This window comes from Amycolatopsis halotolerans, assembly GCF_042647905.1.
Classification (GTDB): domain Bacteria; phylum Actinomycetota; class Actinomycetes; order Mycobacteriales; family Pseudonocardiaceae; genus Amycolatopsis; species Amycolatopsis halotolerans.
The window spans coordinates 32,218-49,771 of record NZ_JBHRWI010000024.1; the positions used below are offsets into that span (position 1 = coordinate 32,218).

Below are 17,554 nucleotides of genomic sequence, written 5' to 3' on the forward strand. Positions count from 1 at the left end.
GCGTAAGTCAGTCGCTCAGCGCCCGCACCGCACCGGCCAGTTCGGCACGGGAACTGACGCCGAGCTTCGGGAAGATCCGGTGCAGGTGAGTCCCGACGGTCCGGTGCGAAAGATAGAGCCGCTGCCCGATCTCCCGGTTCGTCAGCCCCTCGGCGGCCAGCTGCGCGATGCTCAGCTCGTGCGGCGTCAGCTTGTCGCGGGCGTCCGGGCTCCGGTTCGGGCTCGACTCCCCCGCGCTGCGCAACTCCCGCCGCGCCCGCTCGGCCCACGCCGCCAGGCCGAGCGCGTCGAACGTCTCCCGCGCGGCACGCAGGTGCGCCCGCGATTCGACGACCCGGCGCTGCCGCCGCAACCACTCGCCGAACGCCAGGTGGACCCGCCCGCGTTCGGCAGGCCACCCGCTCAACTCCGCCTGCAAAGCCGCCGTGAACAGGTCTTCCGCGGTTTCCTTCGGCGCGAGCACGGCCCGCGCGTACCGGAGCCCGATGTGCAGCGCCGGGGCTGACGTCACCGCGGCCAGCGGCTCCAGCTCGGCCAGGATTTCCCGCATCGCGTCGGCCTGCCCGGCCCGGACGGCGGCCTCGGTCAGCTCCGCGACGCAGTACGCGCGCAAGGCCAGCTGATAAGCCGGATCGGCGGGATCAAGCAGGCGGCGGAGATCGGCGAACGCGTCCTCGTACCGGCCTTCGCTCAGCCCCACGAGCCCGCGCGCGAGCTGGACCGTGGCCAGCACCGGACGGGCGCCCGCCGCGAGCCCAGCGCGTTCGGCCTCGTCGGCGAGTGCGCTGGCCTGCTTGTGGTCGCCGCGCAAAGCCGCGATCTCGGCCTGGACCGCCAGCGCCAGCCCGCCCATGAACGGCTGGCCCGTCTCCCGCGCGAGCCGGACGGCCTCCGCGGCGGAAGGCGCGGCACCGGCCAGGTCGCCGAGCCGGACCCGGCTCCACGCCTGGACCGCCAAGGCGCGCGGCAACACCCCGAGCTTGCCTTGCGCCCGCAGCCCCGGCACCGCGGCCGTCGAAAACCGGGCCGCCAGGTCGAATGCGCCGACCTGCAAAGAAGCGCTGCCCAGGTACCGGTCGGTTTCCGGATCAGCTCCGGTCGCGCCGACGAGCACCCTCAGCTGCTCCAGCACTGCAGCGCCGCGCTCAAATGGCGCGACATACGCGGCGACCGCGATCAGGCGCGGGTCGTCGTCGGGGATGGGCGACTCGGCGGCGACGTCCAGCAGCGTCCGACGAGCCGTCGTGCCGGGCTCGGCCCAGAAACACCGCATCGCGGCGCCCCAGAGGATCCGCATCGCCGCGTCGTCCTGCCCGTCGGCGGCGACGGCTCCGGCGAGGACCGCCAGCTCCCCGATCCGGGCGGGATCCTCGCGGACGCCGTCCTCGAAACCGCTGAGCAACTGGCTCGCGGCCGCCTTGCGGCGCGGGGAAAACGACTCGTCGCGCACCAGGCGTTCGGCGGTCTCGCGACGGCCCGATTCGACTGCCAGCCCGGCGGCCCGCAGCAGCCGATCGGCCCGCGCGTCCGGGTCTTCGCTGAGCCGCGCCGCCTGCTCCAGCGCGGCGATCGCGGCGGCGGCCCCACCCCTTCGGCGAGCCCGATCCGCCGCCGATTCCAAGGCCGCGGCCACGGTTTCATCGGGTCCGGAGGCTGCCCGGGCTTGATGCCAGGCACGTCGATCAGGGTGTTCGCGCACCGTCTCGGCCAACGCGAGCTGGGCCCGCCGCCGGTCGCCGAGCGTCGCGGCGGCGGGAATGGCCGAGCGCATCAACGGGTGCCGGAAGGTCACGCAGCCGACCTCGAACTCGACCAGCCGGGCGTCGACAGCGGGGCCCAGCACCTCCGGCTCGACCGGCGTGCCGAGCAGAATCCCCGTCGCGGCAAGGGTTTCGGCGATCGAGCCGGTCTCGTTGAGCGCCGCGACGAGCAGGGCGGCTCGGGTGGATTCGGGCAGCGTCACGACCCGGGAGGCGAACGTCCGCTCGAGCCGTTCGGTGAGCGGCAGGATCGGGTCGAACACGTCGAGGTCGGCTACCGCGGACGGAAGCTCGGTCAACGCGAGCGGATGGCCGGCGGACTCGGCGAGCAGCCGCGTCCGGACCATCGCGTCCAGCCTCGGTGCGACCGAGTCCAGCAATTCCGCGGCGGCGTCGTCGGTGAGGCGGCCGAGCGGCATCGGCGAGAGACCGGCGTCGAGCAGCGGACCGGAATCGTCCCGGAGTGTCGCGAGCAGCGCGATCGGCTCGGTCTCGATCCGCCGGGCGACGAAAGCCAGGACGTCCGCGCTGGCGCGGTCGAGCCACTGGACGTCCTCGGCGACGACCAGCACCGGCTTCGCGGCGGCGGCATCGGCCAGCAGCGTCAACGCGGCGAGCCCGACCAGGTACGCGCTGGGTTCCGGCCCTTCCGCGAGCCCGAGCGCGGTCTGCAGAGCAGTCCGTTGCGGCACGGGCAACTCGGCCACGCCGGAGCGGACCGGGTGCAGCAGCTGGTGCAGTCCGGCGTAGGCGAAATCCTGCTCGGCCTCGGCACCGGTCGTCCGCAGCACCCGCATCCCGGCGACCGAAGCAGCCGCGGCCGCCGCTGCGACGAGCGCGGACTTGCCGATGCCAGCCTCGCCGCGGACGAGGACGCCGACGCGTCCTTCCGGTCCGTCGACCAGCTCGGTCAGCTCCTTGAGCTCGGCGTCCCGTCCGTGCAGCGTCATGATCCCTGACGATACCGGGAGACGACGTACGTCGACGGCGTCGTCCGACGGGCGCGAAGACGGCCGCGAGCGGCTTAGTTTCAGGCGAAAGCGACCCTCCACAAAGGAAAGCGATGAGACGCACCCGAACCCTTCTCTCGGCGTTGCCGCTCGCGGCGCTGCTGGTGACCACCGTCACCCAGCTCGCGCCCAGCGCCGCCGCGGCCGAGACCACCGCCTGCGCCACCGTCCCCGTCACCGCGCCCGACGGCGCGAAAATCGAATCGGTGCGGGCCGACCCGAAGCCCGGTTACTGCGAAATCACCGTCACGCTCACCCACCCCGGGGCCAATGACCACGTCAAGGTCGCCGTGGCATTGCCGCAAACCGGGTGGACCGGACGGCTCCAAGCAGTCGGCGGCAGCGCATACGCCGCCGGCGACTTCGGCGCGCCGCTGGCCCAGGCCGCCAAGGACGGCTATGCGGGCGTGACCACCGACGCCGGTGTGCTGACGGGGCTGGACACCTCGTGGGCGCTGACCGCGCCCGGCAAGGTGAACCGGCCGCTGCTGACCAACTTCGCCACCCGCTCGGTGCACGAGGCCGCGCTGCTCGGCAAGGACGTCACCCAGCGGTTCTACCACCGGCCGGTGACCTATTCGTACTGGAACGGCTGCTCGACCGGCGGCCGCCAGGGCTACTCCGAGGCGCAGAACTACCCCGGCGACTTCGACGGCATCCTGGCGAACGCGCCCGCGGTCCACTGGACGCAGTTCGCGGTCGCGACGCTCTGGCCGCAGATCGTGATGAACCAAGAGCACGACTTCCCGAGCGCCTGCGTTTTCACCGCGTTCCGGCAGGCCGCGGTCAAGGCGTGCGACGCGAACGACGGCGTCCGCAACGGCATCGTCGACCGGCCGGACGAGTGCGGCTACGACCCGCGCGGTCTGATCGGCACGAAGGTCCTCTGCGACGGCAAGGAGGTCACCGTCACGGCCAAGGACGCCGACGTCATGCGCAAGATCTGGGCCGGCCCGACCGACGAACGCGGCCGGAAGCTGTGGGACGGCCTCCCGAAGGGCGCCGATTTCGCCTGGCTGGCCGGAACCGGCGACAGCCCGTACGCCACCGGCTTCCCGGTCGCGCTCAAGTGGGTGCAGTCGTTCGTCGCCAAACAGGCCGATTTCGACGCCTCGAAGCTCACCTACGCCCAGTTCGCCCAGGTGTTCCGCCAGTCGGTGCGGGAGTACGACGACGTCATCGGCACCGCTGACCCGGACCTGTCGGCCTTCCGCCGGACCGGCGGCAAGCTGCTGACCTTCGTCGGCTCGGACGACCAGCTCATCCCGCCCGGCGGCACGCTGCGCTACCGCGCCGAGGTCGAACAGGCGATGGGCGGCTCCCACCGGGTGAACGACTTCTACCGGCTGTTCCTGGCTCCCGGCGTCGAACACTGCGGCGGCGGGGCGGGCGCCTCGCCCACGAACCCGCTCGGCGCGCTCGTCGACTGGGTCGAGCACGGCAAGGCCCCGGCCACCTTGGCGGCCGCGACCGCGGACGGGAAGCAGACCCGCGACCTGTGCGCGTACCCGCGAGTCTCGCGGTACCGGGGCTACGGCGACCCGGCCGTGGCGTCCAGCTACCGCTGCCGCTGACCTGTGCCGTGCGTGCCGACCCCAACGGCACGCACGGCACTTCCCTGCCGACGTACAGCGATACGGTCATCCGACAGGCGCGGCGATGATCAACAGCGACCTAGTTTTCTTTCCATGGCTCACTTTCTTCGTACCGCAGTCCTCGGTTCGGTTGTCTTGCTGGCGACCGCCTGCTCTGCTTCCGCGGCTCCCTCGACGCCGCCAGCCGCCCCTCCCGCAGCGGCCTCGGGCTGGCCGCCCGCGCCCGTCGTCCCGCTGCCGACCCAGCCGCCGCCCTCGCTCGCCGTCGACGCGCCGCTGCCGGAACAACTCGCGAAAGGCCTGGTCGTCCTGCGCTACCGGGCGGAGAACCTGCGCATCGTCCCCGTTTACGGCCCGGCCGCGCTCGACGTTTCCCCGCGCATCGGCCACATCCACGTCACGGTCGACGACGCGCCCTGGCACTGGGCCGACGGCAGCGGCGAACCGCTGATCATCCAGGCGCTGCCGCCCGGCCCGCACAAGGTGTGGATCGGGCTCGCCGACCCGACGCACCACGTCCTGGACAGCAAAACCGTCAGCTTCGTCGTGCCGGTGGGCGGCCACCACTGAGCGGACCGGCAGAATCGGGCGCATGCGAACAGCCGAGCGTTCCGGATGACCGATCTCGCCGACGGCAGGCTCAAGCTGCGGCACCTGCGGTACGTCGTGGCGATCGCCGAGCACGGGTCGCTGGTCGCCGCGGGCGAGCGGCTGCACATCACCCAGCCGGTGCTGACCCGCGGGCTGCGCGAACTCGAGTCGATCCTCAAGGTCGAGCTGTTCGAACGCGGCCCGCGCGGGATGACGGCGACGCTGTTCGGCGAGGTGTTCGTCGACCACGCCCGGGCCGTGCTCGCCGAACTCCGCCAGGCCGGGCGGCATCTCGAAGAGCTGGTCGACGGCCACGCCGGCACCGTCACGATCGGCTCCTTCCTCGCCGGGGCGAGCGTGCTGCTGCCCCGCGCGGTCGCGCGGGTGAAAGCCGTCGCCCCCGACCTGACCGTCATCATCCGGCACGGCGGTCCGGAAGCGCTGTACGAAGCGCTGCTCGCCGGCGACGTCGACCTCGTCGTCGGCACGCTCGAACCGGCGAACAACGACCGGCTGCGCCAGCACCACCTCTACTACGAACCCGCCCGCGTGGTGGCGCGCAGCGAGCATCCCGCGCACCGGCGGCCCGGGCTCACGATCGCCGATCTGATCGGCGAACTCTGGTCGCTGCCGCCCGCCGACAACCCGCAGCGGCGCCAGCTGGAAGAACACCTCCTGAGCCGCGGCCTCTCGACCCCGGCCAACCGCATCGAATGCGGTTCGTTCCTGGCCGTGCGCGCCATCGCGCTGGAGACCGACACGCTGGTCGTGATGCCGCAGCTGGTCGCCGAAACCGAACCGGAGCTGGCCGCGCTGCCGATCGACCTCGGCATCGTCGAATCGGTCGGCGTCACGCTGCCCGCGGGCAGGCAGCTCACCCCGACGATGCTGCTGATGATGCGGAAGCTGGACGAGGCAGCGGCCGAGATCCGGGCAACCATCGGCTATACCCAACCGACATAGCCCAGCGCCAACGCGGCATTGGACGGGCATGGCCACGGCTCCTAGCTTGGAGTCATGGAAATAAATTCCTCCTGCTGCACCCCTCCCGGTTCCGGTTCGGCGACCATTGTGCGCCCGGTTCCGACAGTCGGCGGAAGTTTCCGGCTGATCGACGATTCCGGCGCCGCGGTCACCGAGCGTTCCTATTTCGGCAAATACCTCATCGTCTTTTTCGGCTTCACGCATTGCCAGACCGTGTGCCCGCCCGCGCTGGCCCGGATCGACCAGGCACTCGAAGAACTCGGCGAACTCGCGAATAGCGTGCGGGCCCTTTACGTGACGGTCGATCCGGAACGCGACACCCCAGAGGTCCTGCACGCTTTCCTGGCCGCGCAGCACCCGCGGATCACCGGGCTGACCGGGTCCGCCGCGGAAATCGAGTCGATGAAGAAGGCGTACCACGTGCACGCCCGCCGCGTCGACGACCCGGACGGCTACCGGATGCCGCACAGCGCGTTCACCTTCCTCATGGGACCCGAAGGCGACTACCTCAAGCACTTCGCGGACACGGTGGACAGCAAGGAAATCGCCGCCGCTGTCCAGGCTTCCCTGGCGGTGCGATGATGCTCGCCGCACCGGACATCTCGGGGTATCCCGCGCTCGACGACTTCCAAGCGGGACACGTCCAGCACGTGCGCAATCTGGTCGCCCAGCAGGACAACGAGTGGGCGAACATGGGCAGCATGCTGTGGGGCCAGGAATGGACCGACGCTTATCGCTACCAGCTCACGCAGATGGCCTACACCCTGGGTTTCGCGCATTTCCACCATCTTCCCGCGGCCCCTGGAGCGTTCCGTCCGGCCTTCGAGGAGATCATCCGGAAAATGCAGCTCCCGGAAGTGTGGGCGTACTGGCGCGAGACCAGCCGGGGCAGTATCCGCAACAATCCGGACATCACGGAATTGCGCGAGGGCTGGCGCGATCCGGTGATCAAAGAAAACATCATGTACAGCGGCCGCTTCTTCGCGATGCTCGGCATGCACAGCATGCTCTTCGACAGCGACCAGTACGACCGCGACGGCGCGCTTTCCTTCCGCTGGGACCCGCTGTTCCAGGGACTCGGCCCGGAAGTCTACGAGTACTCGCTCAGCTCGCTCGCCGACAACCTGTACTGGCAGATGGCCGAACAAGGATGGTACGGCATCGTCTGCGAACCCAACTGCCTCTTCCTCGTCTGCAACCAGTTCCCGATCCTCGGGTTCCGGTTCCTCGACCTGCGCAAGGGCACGTCGGTCGCCGAGGAGGTCACCCAGGCCTACCAGGCGGCGTGGGACAAGCGGGGAATCCTCAACGAATACGGCGAGTACTGGCGGCTCTGGCTGGTCGAGCAGGACCGCCCGGAAATGCCGCTGGAAGGCGGCGGAAACGCCTGGACGGCGCTGAACCTGAACGCCTGGAGCCGCGACCTGGTGCACCGGCTCTACCCGGACCAGATCCGCGACGAGATCCGGCGCACCCCGGACGGCCTGGTCACCCTCGCCGAGCCGACCGCGGCCCTGGAGGCCCGCAGGGCCCGCCTCGCCGGCCGCGCCCCGGAGTTCACCCGCGACCTGGACTTCACCTGGCGCGCCCCGGCTTTCGGCTACGTCGCCGGGTGCATGGCCGAGGTCGGCGACCAGGAGAACCTGCGCGGCCTGCTCGGCTACGCCGACGCCTACCTGAATCCGACCTGGGAGAACGGCGGCCTGTTCTACCCGCGCCAGGACCGTTCGTTCGACGAGAACGGCAACCTGATCTTCATGGACCGGCTGACCGGGAACGCGATGCTCGGCTACGCCCGGCTGAACGTCCCGGACGGGCTGTGGAAGATGTATCACCACCCGTGGACCGCGGAGCATTTCCGCGAACCCCAGGTGACCCGGATCGACGGCACGGCCGAGGTTCTCCGCGCCTGGTACGACCGGGAAAAGTCGCTGCTTGCACTGACTTTGCGTCCCGTCGCCGGAAAACCCACCGACGTGACGTTGCGGATCAGCAACGCCGAGGCGCCCTGGAAGCTCTTCCGCGACGACGTGTTCGCCGCCGATTCCGCCGGGACCGGAACCCCGAACCTGCACACCCGGCGCGAGGGGGACGACCTCGTCGTCAGCCTCCCACTGCCGGTGCGGACCAATCTGACGCTCTGTTTCTGAGGAGAAAACCGTGAAACTGGCCAATGTGGACGGTCGAGCCGTCCTGCTCGCCGCCGAGAACAAGGGAATCGACGTCGCCAAGGCGTCGGGCGGCATCTTCGGCTTCGGCTCCGTCTATCAAAACTGGACCGAATTCCGGGCCTGGGCGAAGAAACTCACCGCCGAACCCGATGTCGTCTTCACCCGTGCCCAGCTGGGCCCGCCGTCCCCCGCCCCGCGGCAGATCGTCGCGGCCGGGCTCAACTACGACGCGCACGCCGCGGAATCCGGTTTCGCCGCGCCGGACGGCCTTCCCCCGGTGTTCGCCAAATTCGTTTCCGCGCTGACCGGCCCGGACGCCGAGGTCGTGCTGCCGCCCGGCGGAAACGTGGACTGGGAGGTGGAACTGGTCGCGGTCGTCGGGCAAACCACCCATCGCGTCGAGGAATCCGAGGCCTGGGACCACCTCGCCGGGGTGACGATCGGGCAGGACCTTTCCGAGCGGGTCTCGCAACTGGCCGGCCCGGCCCCGCAATTCGGCCTCGGGAAGTCTTTCCCGAACTTCGCGCCGGTCGGGCCGTGGCTGGTCACGCCGGACGAGCTGGCGGACCGAGACGACCTGGCGCTGTCGTGCGCGGTCGACGGCGAGACCGTGCAGGACGGCCGGACCCGCGAGCTGATCTTCCCGGTCGGGAAGCTGATTTCCGCGCTGTCGCGGACCCTCACCTTGTATCCGGGCGATCTCGTCTTCACCGGAACGCCGTCCGGTGTGGGCGTCGGCCGTACGCCGCAGCGATTCCTGCGAGCCGGGGAAGAGCTGGTCAGCCGGATCGAAGGCCTCGGCGAAATGCGGCAGACCTTCGTCGCGGATCCGGTGGCCTGACATGGGGATGCATCGGCTGACCCGGGTCACGATGGGGGTCCCGAACGTCGCGGAAACCATTGCCTACTACGCTGATTTCGGTCTCGACCACGTCGGTGACGGGTCCTTCACCACCCTCGACGGCGGCGAGCAGCTGCGCGTCCGGCACGCGCCATACCGGCAGTTGCTCGAACTCGGCGTGGGTGTCGACGACGCAGACGACATCGCACGGACCGCGGCGCGCCTCAACCGGCTCGGCGTCGTCAGCACCGAAACCGGCACCGCCGTCGCGGCGATCGAGCCGGTCTCCGGATTCACCGTCCGGGTCGAGATTTCGCCGCGGATCACGCAGCAACCAGTGCTGGCCACGCCGTACAACGGACCCGGCCGCATCGAGCGGTCCGGCCGCGCGCCCGGCGTGGTGCGCACCAGCGCGGTCCGGCCCAAGAAACTCGGCCACTGCGTGGTGGGCACCACCGATCTCGACGCCACCATGCGCTTCTTCACCGAGGCGCTCGGCTTCAAGGTCAGCGACTACATCGGCAACAAGGGCGCGTTCATGCGCTGCTCGGTCGACCACCACAACGTGCTGGCGCTCGCGGCGCCGGTGAACTTCCTGCACCACACGTCGTGGCAGGTCGACGACATCGACGACGTCGGCCGCGGCGCCGCGGCGATGCTGAGCGGGCATCCCGACCGGCACGTCTGGGGCCTCGGCCGCCATCACGCGGGCTCCAATTTCTTCTGGTATCTCAAGGATCCGGCGGGGAATTTCAGCGAGTACTACTCCGACATGGACTGCGTCCCCGAGGACGAGATCTGGAAGCCGGAGGTTTTCGAAGGCGCACAGGGCCTGTTCAGCTGGGGCCCGCCCCCGCCGCCGTCGTTCCTCGAACCGGACGACCTCGGCGCGCTCATGACCGGCCAGCATTCCGCCAAGTAACCCCTGCAGTAATCCCAAAAGGAGAGAAATCATGTCTGAAGCCCTGTACGTCCGGCAGATTCCGGACAACCTGAACATCCGCTTCGTCGAAAACCGCATCGTGGTCAAGCGCCCGGCGCAGGAGGTGTACGACTGGGTGACCACCTGGTCGAACCTGCCGAAGTGGCTGCCGATGGCGTCCGGCACCGAAGTGCGGCGCGGCACCGCGGACGTCCCCGCGGAACTCGGCGACGAGCTGCTCGAAACCGTCAAGCCGGACCTGAACGAAAAGCCGAAGCTGTACACCGTCGTCGCGCGGGTCCCGGGCAAACTCTGGACGGTGGTCGGACGCGACGTGCTCGACGACGGAACCCTGGCGCCGTCGATGCACGCGATCGCCACCTTCACCACCTTCGACCTCGGCGACGGGACGACCCTGTTCTGCCGCCTGTTCGAGCGCCTGATCCCGCCCACCGAACCGGCCGGCCCGCACCCGGTCGAGGACCCGGCGCGCATCCAGCCCGGGCTGGAACTGCTCAAGGCGCACATCGAGGGCACCGCCGCGTAATTCGGCGGTTGACCTCCACCAAGGTCGAGGGAGAAGGATCGCGGTGAAGGTCTGAGCCATACCGCGGAGGAGATTGCTGATGATCTTGGTGACGGGCGCGACCGGAAACATCGGGCGTTCGCTGGTCGGACGACTCGCCGGGGCCGGGGCCGAGGTCCGCGCGCTGACCCGGTCCGCCGGCCGGGCAACGGTTCCGGCGGGAGTCGGCGTCGTCGAAGGCGATCTCGACGATCCCGGCTCGCTCCGGCCGGCGCTCACCGGCGTCGAAGCGATTTTCCTGCTGCGGACCGGAGACACGGACACCAGCCAGATCCTGAAAACCGCGGCCGAAGCGGGCATCGCGCGAGTAGTGACAGTGTCGTCGCTGCTCGCGCAGACCCACCCCGACTCGTCCGTCGGCCGGACGCTGCTCCGCGGCGAGCAGGTCGTGCGGGACAGCGGCCTCGAGTGGACCATCCTGCGGCCCTGGGAATTCTTCTCGAACCTGCTGTTCTGGGCGCCCGCGATCCGCTCGGACGGCGTGGTGCGGGCACCGCGGCCGGGCCTGCCGTCGCCCGCCATCGATCCGCGCGACATCGCTTCGGTGGCGGCCAGCGCGCTGCTGGAGGACGGCCACGGCGGCAAGACCTACCCGCTCACCGGCCCCGCGACCTTGACGCCGCAGGAGAAAATCGCAGCGATCAGCGCGGCACTGGGCCGCCCGCTGCGTTTCGAGGAAGATCCCAGCCTCGCGACCGAGGACCCGGCCGACGACCTCGCCGCCGCGGTGTCGTTCCCCGGAGTGTGCGCGGTGGCAAGCCCCGGCGCACTGTCCACAGTGGAGGACGTGACCGGCGTTCCGGCGACGGCTTTCCGGCAATGGGCGATCGAGCACGCCGATTCGTTCCGCTGACCGGCCGCTGGCACTGCGTCGCCCGGCTCAACCCGGCGAGGCAGTGCCAGCCGCTCGCTACCGCGAGACGGTGACCGTCGGGCCTTCCAGCGTCTCGTAGGAGTAATTGTCCCCGACGAACTGGTGCTCAATTACATACTGTCCGAGCTGCGCGTTGGCGAAAACCCCGATGGTGAAGGTGAAGGTTTTGCTGCCGTTGACCGGGACATCGCCCACGTCGTAGCGAATGGTGTTTCCGGCCTGGTAGCACAGCGCGCAGGTGCTGACGTCCAGGAGTTGGTTGATCGCGCCGTTCGCCACGCCCAGGCCGAGCTTTCCGCCTTTCAGCGGGTCGGCGTCGGCGTTCGACAACGTCACCGAGAAGGTCAGGGCCGCCCCTGGCGCGACAGTGGCCGGCGCAATGCTCACCGTGCTCGACGGCGCCGGGTCCGCGCTGGCGGGAACGCCCATCCCCAGCAAGGCGAGAACACACATCGCCGCGACAATAACTTTTCTCATGACAGCTGATCACCCGTTCCATGCTTGGGCAAAACACAGGAAAAAGGAATTGACCCGCCTCGGCCGCGCCGCACGTGCTCACGGCCGTTCGGAGCACAGCTGCTCATTCTTTCGGCCGCACGGAATTTCGTCGCCTTCAAGCCGGATTGACCAAGGGCGGGGAATGCGACCTCCTTCTCGGCCAGACCCCCGACAGGTCGACGTTAGCCCGGAAATGATAGCGGCAATCCGACCCGTTGCGCGAGAACTGTTCTTCGATCGCCGCTATCGTCGGAACCGATCGGCGGAAGGACCCGCGCATGCATCTCAGCCCACTGACGGTCGCGTTGCCCGGCCAGGTCTGGGGCGTGGCGGCGCCCGGCCCGGACGGCCCTCTGGTCGCGACTACGTACGACGGCGACAACCTGTCCCGCACAGTGCTGACAGCGCTCGACGCATCGGGTGCCGTGCTCTGGAAACACCGAGCCGACGGCCACCCGTACCCGCCGCTGGTCAGCGTCAGCGGGACCGTGTGGATCGCCCAGCGGGACGCGGGCTGCTACGTCCTGACCGAACTCGACCTCGCTGGAGCGGTCCTCCGTTCAGTCGCGCTCGACCACGAACCGCACGAGCATCTCGGCGCGTTCGTCCTGCTGCCGGACGGCTTTTGCGTGTCGTGGCTGCCCGCCAACAGATCCCGCGTCGTACCCGCTGGCCGCGTCCCGCGCGTTGCCCGCCACGACGAACGCGGCGAGACAGTCTGGTCCACCAGCATCCCGCTCGGCTCGCTGAAACTGGAAGATCTCGACTCAGCCGAACACCCGGGACCTCCGCGAGAGCCCCGAACGCTCGCCGCGTCGCGCTGGCAGCCGCTGCTCGTCTCCGCCGATCGCATCGCGGCCGGTTTCGCGGACGACGGCAGCGGGATCGGCGTGACGCTCTTCCTCGACACCGCGCACGGCAGCGTTGTCGCCCAAACCCTGCCCGGCCCGCGCGGTCGGTGCGCCATCGCGGCGCCCGGCGAATTCCTGATCGGCGAACAGGGCTACAGCTTCTTCCGCACCACCCGGTACGACCGCACCGGAATGGCCGCGCAAAGGTGGTCCAGCCACGGTTTACTGCTGATCGATAGACACGGCGGCGTTCGCGGGCCCGAATCCGAAAACATCCGCCGCTTGCGTTCGCGATTCCGCGGCCTGGCTGAAAACGGCACCCTGCTCGGCGGACCGCTGCTGCGCGGTTACTACACCACGTACCCGGCGCTGGACAGCAACGGCACCGCCGTGTTCTGGCGAGAAGGACGCCTCCTCACCGTCGATGCGGACCTCCGCCTGCGCGAGCTCTTCCTCAGCGAGGACGACCGCGCGGTGATGGGCCGGATCCTGCTGCTCGCGGACGGGCTGGTCGTCTTCAGCCTGGGCAGCGACCTGCTGTTCTTCCGCGACACCGGCCTCGGCCCTTTGGACGACGGCCCGTGGCCCTGCGGCGGCGGCAATCTCAACGGCAACCCGGTGAGATACCAGTAGCGCTCAGCCGGAATCCGCCCTCGTCCCGCCGCCGCGCGGTCGACCAGGCCCCGCCGGTGCATGCGGGCGAGCTGATGCGAAAGCCTGGTCGCGGTCCAGCCGGTCAGCTCGCCGAGCAGTTTCTGCCACAGCCGCGTCTCGCGCGGGTCGAGCAGCTCCGGATCGCGGCTCATGTAGTCACCGCACCACGACGTAGTCTCCACCGACCCGGGCCGCAGCGAGATCGGCGTGCGTCGACCCGCTGGTCCAGAACCGCCCCCGGACCACCCGGACCCAGGAACCGTCGAGAGGGAAGACGAGCACCAGCTTCGTCCCGTCAGTTCCGCGCAGCATCGAACCCGTTCTCAGGTTGCCGAGAAACTCGATGATGTCGCGTTCGATTTCCTCGGCGAATTCGCGATGGCTCTCCTGCGAGATGTCGTACAGGTCGGTATCGATGTCGTAGGTGACCCGCTTGCCGCTCGCCGGATCCCGTGCCTCGAACTCCACTCCCAGCCAGCGCCGCGGATCGACGATCACCGTCGCCTGCCACGTCGGCCCGCTCAGTTGCCATCTCACCGAAGCGTCGTCGGCGACCACCGTCCAGGCGGTGGTCGCCTCCAGCTCACGGAGGAAGGCAAGGAGGTCAGCCATGCAGCCGATTCTAGGCCCCGGACCATCCAGCTCAGCGCACGGTGAACGGCAGGATCGAGTACGAATGCTGGCAGTCCAGTGCCACCCAGTAGTTCCCGTTCCCCGCCGGAGTGACGTCCGGCCGCACCGCCGCCTGCGCGGTGCCGACGTAGGTGTGCGGGTTCGTCGGGAAACCGGTGAGCACGTTCGACCACAGCTGGCGCACCGGGCCGTCGTCCTTGCTGCATTGCCAGCTCATCGTCACCGGATCGCCGGGCGCGCCCGAGTTCGGATCGAGAGTCAGCTGCGAAGTCCTCGGCGACGCGGCCGAAGCAGGCGCCACCGCGCCGATCCCGGCCAGTCCCAGCACGCCAAGCAAGACAATTGTCCGGCGAATCATGACCCCTCCCCAGGTTTCGAACTCCTCACGATAGAACCGCGCACTTCCCGCTGTCCAGGCATCTCCGCGACCAGACGCCGCCCACCGAGGGCGGCGTCTGGCGCTTTCGCGAAACCGGCGGTTCCGTGCCGCGGGTTCGGCGGGGTGGCGCCGGTTCGCGAAGTGCGGCGGTCAGGCCCCCGGAATCCGGGGCAGCAGCACCTGCGGTCGCTGGTTTTCGTTGCTGTGCAAGGTAGTCCGGCCGCTGTACTCCGCCCGATCGCGATCGCCGGGGAGTTCGTGCCAGTACGCACCGCTGCCCCGGACTTCGCGGCCGTAGGTCAGTTCGTGCGGGCCGGGCAAATGGTGCTCGTAATCCTGGCCGCGCACGGAAACCCCGAGCGCATACCCAGCCGGGACCACGATCGAGAACGGCCAGATCTCCACGTCGGCCTCGTACACCTCCCCGGGCACCAGCGGCGACGCCGCCGTATGCCGCTGCCAAGGACGGTAGGGGCGCGACAGCTCCGGGTCGAGTTCGCGGTGCGACAGGCGCAACCAGCCCTGGCCGACCGGACCGTTCGGCTCGAAAGCAGTCGGGAAAAGGACCTCGACGCCGTCAGGATCGAACAGGTGCACCGTGACGAAACGATCGGCGTCCTCAGTCGTCGACGAAACGAACAATTTCACCGCCGCCGGACCGGTGTATTCGACTTCCCGCGAGTCGGGCGGCAAAGTGAAGAGCAGCCCTTCCGAACGCGCGACGAACTCCGCTTGCTGCCAACCAGCGGGAGCGTGTTCAGTCAGCGCGCGAGTGCCGAGATCGAGACTCAGCGAGGTCCATTCCGTGCGTGCGAGCGGCCATTCCCGTTCGTGGCGCGGGAAAAAGCTGTCCGGCGTGCGCACCTGCAACTGGACCGGCGGCTGAGCGTCCCAGCCGTTGTCCTCGCCCTTGAGGAAATGGTCGAAGAACCGGCGCTGCACGTCGAGGCCGTAGTCGGTGTAGAACTCAGTCCAGTGTTCCAGCCCGTGCACCTCCAGCCACTTCTGTTCGGACGAAACCCGCTGGAATCCCTCGAAATTGCCACGCGAATGCAGCCCCATGCCGCCCCAGTTCGAGGAGGACAGCACCGGCACGGTGATCTTCTCCAGCACCGCGGTCCGGTCCTGGTAGTAGTTGTCGACAACCGGCCGTTCGAGCAGGACGTCGGAGATCCGGATCGCGGCCGCCGCCAGTTCTTCCTCGGTGCGCAGAGGCTTTCCGGAGACCCGACGCCCGGTGTTCGGGTTGACCGGCGCGTCGGCGCGGCCGTGCTGGATGCGCAGCACCTGGTTCGGAGCCCAGCTGGGCATGAATTCCGTCGGGATCCCGCCGTGGTGGGTGTATTCGCGGAAATAGTCGGACGCGCCCTCCCACGGGCAAATGGCCTTGAGATGCGGCGGGGAAAGCGCGGCGGCCAGCCATTGATTGGTCGCCAGGTAGGAGATGCCGAGCATCCCGACGTTACCGTTGCTCCAGTCCTGGACACCGGCCCATTCGATCGCTTCGTAGAGATCTTGTGCCTCACGCGGCGAAAAGAAGTCGATCGCCCCTTCGCTGCCGCCCGTGCCGCGCACGTCGATCCGCACGCACACATAACCCTCCGGGACCCACCGTTCCGGGTCCGGGTACTCCCAAACCTGGTACGCGCCCGTCGAAGTGGCCACCACTTCGGGATGGTCGCGCACCAGCGCCGAGAACTGCGAAGGGAAACCTTCAGCGAACGAAAGCCCCTTCCCGTACGGACTGGCCGCGAGCAGCACCGGATGCGGCTGGTCGTCATCCGGCCGGAAGATGTCCGCGGCGAGCGTCACGCCGTCGCTCATCGAGAGCCGGACGTCCCAGTCGATCCGCATGCCGTCGCGCACTTCGGAGTACGGTTTGTATTGCTGTGTCATGGTTTTCCTCTCTGTCCTTTGTGGTCAGTCGCGCGCTGTGCCCATCGCGGCCATCGCGACGAGGCCGACGACGGGGATCGCGCACAGCTGGATGACTCCGGCGGTGTGCCACCCCAAACCGGATTTGACGGCGGCGAAGAAGTAGCCGGACACGCTCGCCGGGAGATACATGGCCGCGACGAACAGCCCGCTCGCCCGGCCCGCCTTCGCGGCAGGCACCGAACGCTGCATGAGCGCGTTCGTGTTGGTGTAGACGATCCCGGTGAACGCGATCCCCAGCACCAGCGAAAGCACGAGCTGCGCGGGATAGGCGTCGGCGAAGGCGAAGATGCCCGCCCCGCACCCGGCGATCGCGGCGAATCCGGCGACGTTGACCAGCCGCTGGTCGAGCCGGTCGGCGAACATCCCGCAGAACACCGACGTGAGCGCGCCGAGCCCGAACATGCCCGCGGCGACTGAGATCTGGCTGCCGGAGTAGCCGTGCGCGTCGCGGAGATAGGTGGGATACAGCCCGAGGTAGCCATAGATCGAGAAGCCCGCCGCGAGGGTGGCGATGGCGCAGCAGACGACCCGGCGGTTGAAGAACCGGATCTCACGGCCGGTCGTCGGCAACTCACGGGGCGCCTCCTGGCGTCCGGTTTCCGTCGCCGATCGCGGCACCGTGAACGCCATGACCACGAGAATGACCAGGCCGAGCCCGCCGAACACCAGCAATGGAACGCGCCAGTTGCCGGTCGAGGACAGCAGCGCCCCGCCCCAGAGCGGACCGGCGAACGCGCCGAGCCCGAACGCCGCGTTGATCGACCCGATCGCGACCGCGCGGTTGCGGTGGAAGTACGCGCCGACGGCCGCGTACAGCGCCGCGTTCTGCGCTCCTTCGCCGACTCCGGACAGGATCCGCCACGCGGTCAGGTCGACGAGCCCGTGCGCCGTCGCCTGCAGCGCGCAGGTGATCGAGAACAGCAGCAGGCTCGCGATGATGACCCGTTTGCGGCCGATCCGGTCGGCCAGGTACCCCGCCGGGATGCCGGCCAGCCCCATGCCGAGGGTGAAGATCGTGGACAGCGTCCCGGCCTGGGTGCCGGTGAGCAGGTAGGCCTGCTTGATGTCCGGCAGCAGGATCGCGAACACCTGCCGGTCCATCGCGTTGACGAGGTAGGTCAGGTCGAGGACGAGCAGGATCAGCAAGGTCCGGACGGTCCACGGCGAAGCATGCCTCGGGGTGGCGACGGCGAGTTCGGGAGTGGTCATGGCGGGGCTCCTCGGAGCGAGGCGGGTACGAGCGGCGCTGGCGAACGGGGGCGTTCGC

16 protein-coding genes are annotated in these 17,554 nt (G+C 69.2%); 10 read left to right on the top strand and 6 right to left on the bottom strand.

Features of this window, described 5'->3' with window-relative positions; all coding sequences use genetic code 11:
• Window positions 1–7: 7 nt before the first annotated feature.
• On the bottom strand, window positions 8–2,710 hold the full coding sequence (locus tag ACFORO_RS20435) for a helix-turn-helix transcriptional regulator (protein ID WP_377871388.1): 2,703 nt from the start codon (window positions 2,708–2,710) through the stop codon (window positions 8–10).
• A 113-nt stretch (window positions 2,711–2,823) separates the two neighbouring features.
• On the opposite strand from ACFORO_RS20435, the gene ACFORO_RS20440 reads away from it, so the two are divergent.
• The 9 genes from ACFORO_RS20440 to ACFORO_RS20480 all read left to right on the top strand — a co-directional run bounded on the left by ACFORO_RS20440 (window position 2,824) and on the right by ACFORO_RS20480 (window position 11,313).
• A complete protein-coding gene (locus tag ACFORO_RS20440; protein ID WP_377871389.1) occupies window positions 2,824–4,344 on the top strand; it encodes a tannase/feruloyl esterase family alpha/beta hydrolase in 1,521 nt (506 codons plus the stop codon).
• Between the two features lie 114 nt (window positions 4,345–4,458).
• Complete coding sequence (locus ACFORO_RS20445) at window positions 4,459–4,935, top strand: DUF6130 family protein (protein ID WP_354736291.1); 477 nt, start codon at window positions 4,459–4,461, stop codon at window positions 4,933–4,935.
• A gap of 45 nt (window positions 4,936–4,980) precedes the next feature.
• The gene (locus ACFORO_RS20450; protein WP_354736289.1) at window positions 4,981–5,919 is read left to right on the top strand and encodes a LysR substrate-binding domain-containing protein; all 939 of its coding nucleotides are present in this window, start codon (window positions 4,981–4,983) and stop codon (window positions 5,917–5,919) included.
• A 54-nt stretch (window positions 5,920–5,973) separates the two neighbouring features.
• Window positions 5,974–6,522 carry an SCO family protein gene (locus ACFORO_RS20455; protein WP_377871390.1) on the top strand — a complete coding sequence of 183 codons (549 nt, stop codon included), beginning with the start codon at window positions 5,974–5,976 and terminating at the stop codon, window positions 6,520–6,522.
• The gene (locus tag ACFORO_RS20460; protein WP_377871391.1) at window positions 6,522–8,090 is read left to right on the top strand and encodes a linalool dehydratase/isomerase domain-containing protein; all 1,569 of its coding nucleotides are present in this window, start codon (window positions 6,522–6,524) and stop codon (window positions 8,088–8,090) included. Before ACFORO_RS20455 ends, ACFORO_RS20460 begins: the two co-directional genes overlap by 1 nt.
• A 10-nt stretch (window positions 8,091–8,100) precedes the next feature.
• Window positions 8,101–8,952, top strand: coding sequence for a fumarylacetoacetate hydrolase family protein (locus ACFORO_RS20465; protein WP_377871392.1), 852 nt, complete (start codon window positions 8,101–8,103; stop codon window positions 8,950–8,952).
• 1 nt (window position 8,953) lies between these two features.
• Window positions 8,954–9,874: a VOC family protein gene (locus ACFORO_RS20470; protein WP_377871393.1), complete on the top strand. Its 921-nt coding sequence runs from the start codon at window positions 8,954–8,956 to the stop codon at window positions 9,872–9,874.
• A gap of 31 nt (window positions 9,875–9,905) precedes the next feature.
• Complete coding sequence (locus tag ACFORO_RS20475; protein ID WP_377871394.1) at window positions 9,906–10,421, top strand: SRPBCC family protein; 516 nt, start codon at window positions 9,906–9,908, stop codon at window positions 10,419–10,421.
• Between the two features lie 79 nt (window positions 10,422–10,500).
• Window positions 10,501–11,313: an SDR family oxidoreductase gene (locus ACFORO_RS20480; RefSeq protein ID WP_377871395.1), complete on the top strand. Its 813-nt coding sequence runs from the start codon at window positions 10,501–10,503 to the stop codon at window positions 11,311–11,313.
• A 57-nt stretch (window positions 11,314–11,370) separates the two neighbouring features.
• Here ACFORO_RS20480 and ACFORO_RS20485 read toward each other — a convergent pair whose 3' ends face one another.
• Window positions 11,371–11,787 carry a hypothetical protein gene (locus ACFORO_RS20485; RefSeq protein WP_354736275.1) on the bottom strand — a complete coding sequence of 139 codons (417 nt, stop codon included), beginning with the start codon at window positions 11,785–11,787 and terminating at the stop codon, window positions 11,371–11,373.
• Window positions 11,788–12,110: 323 nt separating this feature from the next.
• Here ACFORO_RS20485 and ACFORO_RS20490 point away from each other — a divergent pair, with 323 nt between their 5' ends.
• On the top strand, window positions 12,111–13,316 hold the full coding sequence (locus ACFORO_RS20490; RefSeq protein ID WP_377871396.1) for a hypothetical protein: 1,206 nt from the start codon (window positions 12,111–12,113) through the stop codon (window positions 13,314–13,316).
• Window positions 13,317–13,493: 177 nt separating this feature from the next.
• Here ACFORO_RS20490 and ACFORO_RS20495 read toward each other — a convergent pair whose 3' ends face one another.
• The 4 genes from ACFORO_RS20495 to ACFORO_RS20510 all read right to left on the bottom strand — a co-directional run bounded on the left by ACFORO_RS20495 (window position 13,494) and on the right by ACFORO_RS20510 (window position 17,496).
• On the bottom strand, window positions 13,494–13,949 hold the full coding sequence (locus ACFORO_RS20495; protein WP_377896615.1) for a hypothetical protein: 456 nt from the start codon (window positions 13,947–13,949) through the stop codon (window positions 13,494–13,496).
• 31 nt (window positions 13,950–13,980) lie between these two features.
• A complete protein-coding gene (locus tag ACFORO_RS20500; RefSeq protein WP_377871398.1) occupies window positions 13,981–14,328 on the bottom strand; it encodes a hypothetical protein in 348 nt (115 codons plus the stop codon).
• 171 nt (window positions 14,329–14,499) lie between these two features.
• A complete protein-coding gene (locus ACFORO_RS20505) occupies window positions 14,500–16,245 on the bottom strand; it encodes a CocE/NonD family hydrolase (RefSeq protein WP_377871399.1) in 1,746 nt (581 codons plus the stop codon).
• Window positions 16,246–16,269: 24 nt separating this feature from the next.
• On the bottom strand, window positions 16,270–17,496 hold the full coding sequence (locus ACFORO_RS20510; RefSeq protein ID WP_377871401.1) for an MFS transporter: 1,227 nt from the start codon (window positions 17,494–17,496) through the stop codon (window positions 16,270–16,272).
• Between the last annotated feature and the right edge of the window lie 58 nt (window positions 17,497–17,554).